This window comes from Piscicoccus intestinalis NBRC 104926 (genome assembly GCF_001515525.1).
Taxonomy (GTDB): Bacteria; Actinomycetota; Actinomycetes; order Actinomycetales; family Dermatophilaceae; genus Kineosphaera; species Kineosphaera intestinalis.
In genome coordinates, this window is sequence record NZ_BCNQ01000035.1 from 1 (window position 1) to 9,130 (window position 9,130).

The 9,130-nt window shown below is 70.5% G+C and carries 8 protein-coding genes and 1 tRNA gene; 3 read left to right on the forward strand and 6 right to left on the reverse strand.

Going from position 1 to position 9,130, the window contains the following annotated elements; all coding sequences use genetic code 11:
- The 6 genes from PINTE_RS07735 to PINTE_RS07760 all read right to left on the reverse strand — a co-directional run.
- On the reverse strand, window positions 1-591 hold a 591-nt coding region (locus PINTE_RS07735; RefSeq protein ID WP_157087125.1), incomplete at its 3' end, for a reverse transcriptase-like protein.
- Window positions 588-1,325, reverse strand: a complete 738-nt coding sequence (locus PINTE_RS07740) for a zinc ribbon domain-containing protein (RefSeq protein ID WP_068428274.1) — start codon at window positions 1,323-1,325, stop codon at window positions 588-590. The genes PINTE_RS07735 and PINTE_RS07740, both read right to left, overlap by 4 nt.
- Complete coding sequence (locus tag PINTE_RS07745) at window positions 1,322-2,227, reverse strand: Nif3-like dinuclear metal center hexameric protein (RefSeq protein ID WP_068428282.1); 906 nt, start codon at window positions 2,225-2,227, stop codon at window positions 1,322-1,324. Before PINTE_RS07745 ends, PINTE_RS07740 begins: the two co-directional genes overlap by 4 nt.
- Before the next feature lie 123 nt (window positions 2,228-2,350).
- Window positions 2,351-2,423, reverse strand: a tRNA-Val gene (locus PINTE_RS07750).
- Between the two features lie 18 nt (window positions 2,424-2,441).
- Window positions 2,442-2,921 carry a peroxiredoxin gene (locus PINTE_RS07755; protein WP_068428284.1) on the reverse strand — a complete coding sequence of 160 codons (480 nt, stop codon included), beginning with the start codon at window positions 2,919-2,921 and terminating at the stop codon, window positions 2,442-2,444.
- Window positions 2,922-2,952: 31 nt separating this feature from the next.
- Window positions 2,953-3,372, reverse strand: a complete 420-nt coding sequence (locus tag PINTE_RS07760; RefSeq protein ID WP_068428287.1) for a DUF3052 domain-containing protein — start codon at window positions 3,370-3,372, stop codon at window positions 2,953-2,955.
- A 199-nt stretch (window positions 3,373-3,571) separates the two neighbouring features.
- On the opposite strand from PINTE_RS07760, the gene fdhD reads away from it, so the two are divergent.
- The 3 genes from fdhD to phaZ all read left to right on the forward strand — a co-directional run bounded on the left by fdhD (window position 3,572) and on the right by phaZ (window position 8,896).
- Window positions 3,572-4,459: a formate dehydrogenase accessory sulfurtransferase FdhD gene (gene fdhD, locus PINTE_RS07765; RefSeq protein ID WP_068428290.1), complete on the forward strand. Its 888-nt coding sequence runs from the start codon at window positions 3,572-3,574 to the stop codon at window positions 4,457-4,459.
- Window positions 4,460-4,530: 71 nt separating this feature from the next.
- Window positions 4,531-7,299, forward strand: a complete 2,769-nt coding sequence (gene aceE, locus PINTE_RS07770; protein ID WP_068428293.1) for a pyruvate dehydrogenase (acetyl-transferring), homodimeric type — start codon at window positions 4,531-4,533, stop codon at window positions 7,297-7,299.
- Window positions 7,300-7,633: 334 nt separating this feature from the next.
- On the forward strand, window positions 7,634-8,896 hold the full coding sequence (gene phaZ / locus PINTE_RS07775) for a polyhydroxyalkanoate depolymerase (protein WP_068428297.1): 1,263 nt from the start codon (window positions 7,634-7,636) through the stop codon (window positions 8,894-8,896).
- Window positions 8,897-9,130: the final 234 nt, after the last annotated feature.

Genomic DNA, 9,130 nt, shown 5'->3' on the forward strand with positions numbered 1-9,130 from the left:
GGGCTGCGCCGGCTGAGCGGGCGCCTCGGGCAGAGCGGGCTCAGCTGCCTCGGCGGGCCCGTCAGGCTCAGCGGGCCCGTCAGGCTCAGCGGGTCCATCGGGCGAACCGGGCTCGTCGCCCCCCTCCCCCGCGCCGGCGGAGCGCTGCCACGGCCGCCGGGTGACGCTCGTGCCGTCCATGCCGTCGTTGCTCAGCTTGTCGGCGGCCTTGTTGCGCTCGCGGGGAATCCAGCGGTAGACGACGACGCCGCCGGCCTTCTCGATGCGCTTGGAGATCTCGCGGGCCTGCGCGGCGAGGCGCTTCATGTCCTCGTGCTTGATCTTCCAGCGCCCGCTCATCTGCTCGACGACGAGCTTGGAATCCATCCGCACCTCGATCGCGGCGCGGTCGTCGATCATCTCGGCCTCGGTGAGCCCGACGACGAGTCCGGTGTATTCGGCCACGTTGTTGCTGGCCTTGCCGAGGGGCTCCGCGCGCTCGGCGAGCACCTCCCCGGAGGCGGCGTCGCGCACGAGTGCGCCGAAGCCGGCGACCCCGGGGTTGCCGCGGGAGCCGCCGTCGGCTTCGACGAGCAGGCGGCGGGCGGTCACAGACCGGACTCGGCGGTGCGCACGAGGATCCGGCGGCATTCCTCGCAGCGGACGACCTCGTCGTCCGGCGCCTGGGCGATGCGGCGCAGGTCGGCGCCCATGATCTCCAGGCGGCAGCCGCCGCAGCGGCGCTGCACGAGCTCGGCGGCGCCAATGCCCGTCTGGGCGCGGATCTTCTCGTACAGGGCCAGCAGGTCTTCCCCGACCCCGCCGGCCACGTTGGCGCGCCGCCGGCCCAGGTCGTCCTCCTCGGTGGCGATCTCCGCCAGCGCGGCATCCCGCGCGGCGACGGCCTGCTCGACCTGCCCGCGCATCGTCTCGTGCTCACCCTCGAGGCGGGCGACGTCGGCGTCGAGCCCCTCGGCGCGCTCCATGACCTCGAGCTGCTCGTCCTCCAACTCGGCCTGGCGACGGGCCAGCGAGCCCAGCTCGTGCTGCATCGCCTGCAACTCCTTGGCGCTGCCCTGCCCGGCGTCGAGCCGCGACTGGTTGCGGGCGGCGCGGTCGCGCACCTGCTGCACCGCCGCCTCCGAGCGGTTCACCTCGCGCTGCACGTCGTCGCGGGCGGTCATCGCCCGCACGAGCTCGTCGTCGAGCGCCGAGAATCGGGCCGCGATCTCGTCGTGCTCCCGCGCCTGCGGCAGGTTCGCGCGCCGGTGCGCCAGCTGCGCCACCCGGGTGTCGATCGCGGCGAGGTCGAGCAGCCGCCACTGCCTGCTGGGGTCGGCCTTCACATGTCTCCTTCGGATGGCGCCGTGATGTCGACGGCGTCGGCAGAGCCCTCGATGTCGTCGATGTCGAGGGCCCCGACGACGAACGTCCACGGATCGGTGCACAGGTCGCTGACGTCGGTGTCCACGCTAACGCCGGCGAACCGGGCCGCGAGACCGGCCCGCAGGTCGTCGGCCGCGCGCCGCAACCACAGCGACTCGCTGGCCCAGTGACCGGCGTCGATGAGGTAGGGCGGCCCGCCGCGGGCCTCCTCCCGGGCCTCCGAGGCCGGGTGGTGGCGCAGGTCGGCGGTGACGTAGACGTCGGCGCCCGCCGCGCGCACCTCGTCGAACAGCGAGTCGCCCGCGCCCCCGAGCAGGGCCACGCGGGTCACCGGTGCCGACGGCGGCCCGCTGACCCGCAGGCCACCGGGCGCGGCGGGCAGCCGCGAGGCGAGGCGACGGGCGAAGTCACGCAGCGAGACCGACTCCGGCAGCTCACCCACCAGGCCCATCGGGATGCCGTCGGGCTCGGCGAGCGGCCGCGTCGAGTCGAGCCCGCAGGCCGCCGCGAGCGCGGAGTTCACCCCGACCGCGGCGCTGTCGGCGTTGGTGTGCGCGACGTACAGGGCCAGGTCGGCGACGACGAGCGCCGTGACCGTCGCGCCCTTGGCGTGCGTGGTGGCCACCGAGTGGATGCCGCGCAGCAGCAGCGGGTGGTGGGTGACGAGCAGGTCGGCCCCCGCGTCGACCGCCTCCTGCACGACGGCCAGCGTCGGGTCGACGGCGAAGTGCACGCGCCGCACGGGCTGGTCGGGGTCGCCTGCGACGAGCCCGACCTGGTCCCACGACTGCGCCAGCGCCGGCGGGAACAGCTCCTCCAGCTGCGCCACGACGTCACGCAGCAGAACCTCCGGCTCGCTCATGCCGCGACCCCCGTCCTGCTCCCGGTGAGGTCACGGGCGTGCACCTGCCGGATGGTCAACGCATGCCTCCTGGAGTCGGTCAGCTGATCGCGGGCGCGGGCGTGCGCCGAGTGGGGGCGAGAGTGGGCCCGGCCGGGTTCGAACCGACGACACCCGCGGTGTAAACGCGGTGCTCTACCACCTGAGCTACAGGCCCTCGACGCCCGACATTGTGTCAGCCGCGGGCGGTGATCGACGCCAACGCCTCGTGGAAGCCGGAGAAGTCGCGGCGGCTGCCGGGGTCGTTGACGAGCGCCCAGCGCACCACGCCGTCGGTGTCGACGAAGAACGTGCCGCGCCGCGCGAACCCGGCGTTCTCCTCGAACACCCCGTACTGCGAGGCCACCTGCCCGTGCGGCCAGAAGTCCGACAGCAGCGGGAAGAAGTAGCCCTCCTGGTCGGCCCAGGCCCGCAGGGCGAACACCGGGTCGCACGAGAGCGCGACGACCGCGCTGTGTTCGTTCTGGAACGCGCCGAGATCGTCGCGGATCTCCGTCAACTCCCCGGTACAGATCCCGGAGAACGCGAACGGGTAGAACACGATGAGTACGCCACTGTCGGAGCGCAACTCACGCAGGGAGACGGTCGCGCCGTACTGGTCGCTCAGCGAGAAGTCGGGGGCGACGTCGCCCACCCCGATGCGGGTGTCAGCCATGAGGCCAGTCTGCCCGCTGGGCGCGGTTCCGTCAGCGCCGGGCACCGGTCTTCGGTGCGACGAGGCGGGTGCCGGACCACTGCGGCGTGAGGTTGACGCTCGCGCTGGCGTTCAGGCCGGCGGTGCCGGCGGCCTCCGCGACGTCGCTGGGGTCGACCTCCCCGGGGCGACCGACCTTCGGGGTGAGCAGGACGATGAAGCCCTGGTCCTCCAGGGTGGTCAGGGCGTCGACGAGGGCGTCGGTGAGGTCGCCGTCCTCCTCGCGCCACCACAGCAGCACGCCGTCGACGACGTCGCCGTAATCTTCGTCCTCGAGGTCGCCTTCGACCGTCTCCTCGATCTGCATCCGCAGGTCGTCGTCGACGTCGTCGTCATAGCCGAGCTCGAGAATGACCTGGCCCGCGGCGAAACCGAGTTTGGTCACCGCCGACGTAGGCGGGGATCCGACCACGCGTTCGTACCTCCTGTGCTGTACCGGTGCTCACCGGAAAAACCGAATGGAACTCGTCCCGATGGGACGCAATCAAGCCCTAGTCCAGCGGTTCGATCGTGTTTGTGCAAGCATGGCGCCTCCTGTTCGCCCGTTCCGCGCCATCTCGCCCGGCCTCGGCGAGGCGTCGGAGCGGGGTCGCTGGGGTAGGAGGCAGCCGATGGGACGCATCACCCGCCGCGCGCCCGCGCGTCGCGTCACCCTCGGTGAACACGGCCCGATCGTCGACGGGCGCGCCGACACCCTGGCCGTCGAGGAGCCGCTGGAGATCCGCGTCGACGACGCGGCGGTGACGGTCACCATGCGCACCCCCGGCGACGACTTCGACCTGGCCCTGGGCTGGCTGCACGCCGAGGGCCACATCGCCGCCGCCGCCGACGTGCGAACCCTCATGCACTGCAACGACACCGACGAGGACGGGCGCCCGACGTTCAACGTCGTCGACGTGACCCCCGCCCCGGGCGTCGTCTTCGACATCACGCCGCGCGCGAGCACGACGACGAGCGCGTGCGGCATGTGCGGCGCGCAGAGCATCGCCGACACCCGCCGGCGCTCCCGCTACGACCTGCGCGACGACCGCACGACGTTCGACCCGGCGCTGCTCTCGGGCCTGCCGCACCGGCTCCGGGAGCGGCAGCCGGGTTTCGCCCGCACCGGTGGCCTGCACGCGGCGGGCATCGTCGACGCGACCGGCGAACCGCTGTGCGTGCGCGAGGACGTCGGCCGGCACAACGCCGTCGACAAGGTCATCGGCTGGGCCCTGCGCCAGGAGCTGCTGCCGCTGCGCGGGTGCGTGCTCGTCGTCAGCGGCCGGGCGGGCTACGAGCTGGCGCAGAAGGCGGTGCTCGCCGGCATCCCGGCGATGGTGTCGGTGTCGGCCACGACGTCGCTGGCCGTCGAGCTGGCCCGCGAGAGCGGCCTGACGCTCGCCTCTTTCGTGCGCGGCGACCGGCTGACCATCTACAGCGACGCGGGCCGGGTGGTCGGGCTCGACCCGGCGTTCTCCGCGGGATCCCAGGGGCCGCCGAAGGGCATCACGCAGGCGTAGGTGTCAGGATTGCCCTACCGACGGCCCCCTACCGGGTGAGCCGGCACGAACCGGAAGAAAGGACTCCCGTCGTGCGCCGCGAGGACACCGCCCCGATCATCAACGGACTGCCCAGCAACCTGCCGGACATCGATCCGGAGGAGACCGAAGAATGGCTCGGCTCGATGGAGGCGGTCATCGAGGAATCCGGCACGCAGCGGGCCCGCTATCTCATGCTGCGGCTGTTGGAGCAGGCCCGCGTGCGGCAGGTCGGGGTGCCGTCGCTGCGCACGACCGCCTACGTCAACACGATCCCGCTCGAGCAGGAACCGTGGTTCCCCGGCGACGAGCAGATGGAGCACGCGTTCCGCCGGCTCGTGCGCTGGAACGCGGCGATCCTCGTGCACCGCGCCCAGCGCCCCGGAGTCGGTGTCGGCGGCCACATCTCGACGTACGCCTCGGCCGCCACGCTGTACGAGGTCGGGATGAACCACTTCTTCCGCGGCCAGGACCACCCCGGCGGCGGTGACCAGGTGTTCTTCCAGGGCCACGCCGCCCCCGGCATGTACGCCCGCGCCTACCTCGAGGGTCGCCTCACCGAGGACCGCCTCGACGGGTTCCGGCAGGAGAAGAGCCACGTCGTCGACGGGTTACCGCACGCGCTGCCCTCCTACCCGCACCCGCGGCTCATGCAGGAGTTCTGGCAGTTCCCCACCGTCTCCATGGGGCTGGGGCCGATCAACGCGATCTACCAGGCGCAGTTCAACCGCTACCTGCACAACCGCGGCATCAAGGACACCTCCGACCAGCACGTCTGGGCCTTCCTCGGAGACGGTGAGATGGACGAGGTCGAATCCCGCGGCGCCCTGCAGCTGGCGGCCTTCGAGGAGCTCGACAACCTCACGTTCGTCGTCAACTGCAACCTGCAGCGCCTCGACGGCCCGGTGCGCGGCAACGGCAAGATCATCCAGGAGCTGGAGGCGTTCTTCCGCGGCGCCGGCTGGAACGTCATCAAGGTCATCTGGGGCCGCGGCTGGGACGACCTGCTCGCCGCCGACAACCAGGGTGCGCTGGCGCACCTCATGAGCTCGACGCCCGACGGCGACTACCAGACGTTCCGCGCCAACGACGGCGCCTATATCCGGGAGAACTTCTTCGGGCGCGACCCGCGCACCCGCAAGCTCGTCTCCAGCTGGAGCGACGAGGACATCTGGTGGCGGCTCAAGCGCGGCGGCCACGACTACCGCAAGGTGTACGCAGCCTACGACCGGGCGGTGCGTCACGTCGGCCAGCCGACGGTCATCCTCGCCAAGACGATCAAGGGCTACACGCTCGGCCGCAGCTTCGCCGGCCGCAACGCGACCCACCAGATGAAGAAGCTGGCGATCGAGGACCTCAAGGCGCTGCGCGACACCCTGCACATCCCGATCAGCGACGAGGTGCTGGAGAAGGACCCGTACCTGCCGCCGTACTACCACCCCGGCATGGACGACGAGCGGGTGCAGTACGCGATGGAGCGGCGCGCCAAGCTCGGCGGGCACGTGCCCGAGCGCCGGGTGCCGACCGACAAGATCCACCTGCCCGGCGACGAGGCCTACGCGGGCATGCTCAAGGGCTCGGGCAAGCAGCAGGTGGCCACGACGATGGCGTTCGTGCGGCTGCTCAAGGAGCTCATGCGCGACAAGGAGTTCGGCAAGCGGGTCGTGCCGATCATCCCCGACGAGGCCCGCACGTTCGGCATGGACAGCTTCTTCCCGACGAGCAAGATCTACAACCCGCACGGGCAGAACTACACCTCGGTCGACGCCGAGCTCATGCTCGCCTACCGGGAGTCCGAACAGGGGCAGATGCTGCACCTGGGCATCAACGAGGCGGGCTCGGTCGCGGCCTTCACCGCCGCCGGCTCCTCGTACTCCACGCACGGCGAGCCCATGCTGCCGATCTACGTCTTCTACTCGATGTTCGGTTTCCAGCGCACCGGAGACGGTCTGTGGGCCGCCGCCGACCAGATGAGCCGCGGCTTCCTCATCGGCGCGACAGCTGGCAAGACGACGCTGGCCGGCGAGGGCCTGCAGCACATGGACGGGCACTCCCCGCTGCTGGCCGCGACGAACCCGGCGGTGATCAGCTACGACCCGGCCTACGCCTACGAGATCGCGCACATCGTCAAGCACGGTCTCGAGCGCATGTACGGGAAGGACCCGCACGACGAGATCTTCTACCTGACGGTCTACAACGAGCCGGCCGTGCAGCCCGCCCAGCCCGAGGGCATCGACACCGAGGGCATCCACAAGGGTATGTACCTGCTGAAGACCGGGGAGCCGCCGCAGGGTCAGGACCTCGACGAGTCGCCGCGGGCCCAGCTGCTCGCTTCCGGGGTCGGGGTGCCCTGGGCGCTGGAGGCTCAGCAGCTGCTGCGCGACGACTGGGGCGTCGTCGCCGATGTGTGGTCGGTGACGTCGTGGACGCAGCTGCGCCGCGACGCGATGTCGGCCGACGACGAGCACCTGCTCGCGCCCGACCAGCCGCGCCGCATCCCGTACGTCACCGAAAAACTCATGGATGTGCCCGGCCCGGTCATCGCCACCAGCGACTACATGAAGCAGGTGCAGGACCAGATCGCGCCCTGGGTTCCCGGCGACTACCACGCGCTGGGCGCCGACGGCTTCGGCTTCTCCGACACCCGGCCGGCGGCCCGTCGGTTCTTCCGCATCGACGGTCCCTCGATGGCGGTCGCCACCCTCCTGGCGCTCGGCGAACGCGGCGACATCGACCCCGCGCTGGCCGCGAAGGCCGCCGCGCAGTACCGCATCGACGACCCGACCTCCGGGGCCTCCGGCAACGAGGGCGGCGACGCCTGACGCACGTTCGGCCGCGGCTCGCCCGCCCCGTGACCAGGGGCGATCGAGCCGTGGCCGGCGTGTGTGTGGGTGCGGTTCGCGCCCGGGTGCGGGAGGCCCGCCGCCCTGCGAATCCGGTTGCCCGACCTCGGATCCGGGCTGTCTGGTACCTCACTCACCGCACACTTCTTCGAGCATCCGCCGGTTGCGCAAGCAACTGCGGGCGTACGATGTGGCAATGCTCCAATTAGGTAAGACTCAAGGGTCGGAAGCCGCAACGACTGGCGACTACGACGGCCCATACAACCCGTGGCTGGAGCATTTCCACCGGTTGGGCTCTCACGCACTGAAGCTGATGGCCCTGACGGTGGCACTCCAGCGCGATGTGCTCCACGTCTATCGGGATCTCGGCAAGATGTACGGTGAGCCGAAGTTCCTGCAGCGGTACCAGGCCTACGTCGAGAAGGTCACCGGTGCCAACGTGCAACTCGTCGAGTCGCTCTCGCGCGACTACGACAAGCCCGAGTTCGGCCTCCAGTTCACCGAGATCGAGGGACACAAGGTTCCGGTGCGCGAGGAGATCGCAGCCAGCAAGCCGTTCGGCAACCTGTTGCACTTCCAGCGTGACACCGACCGCAACGACCCGAAGTTCCTGCTCGTGGCACCCCAGTCGGGGCACTACGCCACGCTGCTGCGACCGACGGTGGAGCGGTTGATGCAAGAGGGCGACGTCTACATCACCGACTGGCTCAACGCCCGCGACGTGCCGACGGAGGCGGGGCAGTTCGACCTCGACACGTACGCCGACTACGTGCGGGAGTTCACCGAGTTGCTCGGGCCCGAGGTCAACGTGCTCGCGATCTGCCAGTCGACGGTGCCGTCGGTCATGGCGATCTCGCGCATCGCCGAAGAGAATCCGGAGAAGCAGCCGGCGACCCTGACGGTCATGGCGGGTCCGCTCGACCCGGGCGCGGCACCGACGGAGGTCACCAAGCTGGCCGACAAGATGCACCTGCCGAGCTACCTGCGCACCTTCATCACGGAGGCGCCCAACGGCCGCAAGGTCTACCCCGGGTACGTGCAGCTCATGTCGTTCATCGCGATGAACCCGAAGAACCACTTCTCCTCGCACCGCGAGCTGTACAACCACTACGTCGCGGACGACACGCACCCCGACGTCGTGCGCATCGAGCGGTTCTACCGGGAGTACTTCGCGGTGGCCGACCTGACCGCCGAGTTCTACGCCGACACGGTCAAGCGCGTGTTCATCAACAAGGAGCTCGCCAAAGGCACGATGACGTACAACGGCCGCCCGGTGAACCCCGAGGCGATCACGTGCCCGATCATCGGCATCGAGGGTGCGATGGACGACATCTCGGCGCCCGGCCAGACGCGCGACTTCCTGGACCGGTTCACCGGCTCCAGCGACGTCTCGTTCTACGAGCAGGCGCACGCCGGTCACTACGGCGTGTTCGCCGGTGGCCACTGGCGTCGTGACATCGCCCCGCGGATCCTCGACAAGGTCCACGAGGTCTTCAAGGCCAAGGGGCTGGAGTTCACCAAGCCGCAGAACGAGACCATTCCGGTCGAGCCGTACCAGCCGGTCGTCGCCGCCTGAGGCGCGCACGACACGACGAATGGGCCGGGAGCTGGTGCTCCCGGCCCGTTCGTGTTGGCCCGATCGGTGTTGTCGGGCGGCGTCAGCGCTTGGTGAGGAACTGGCGGCGGGCCTCGACGCCGGTGTCCGGGTTGTCGGTGAACAGCCCGTCGATGCCGGTGCGCAGGTAGACCACCATCTCCTCGATCGCCCGCCCGTAGTCGGAGGCGGTGCCGCTGGTCTGCAGGCCTGGCT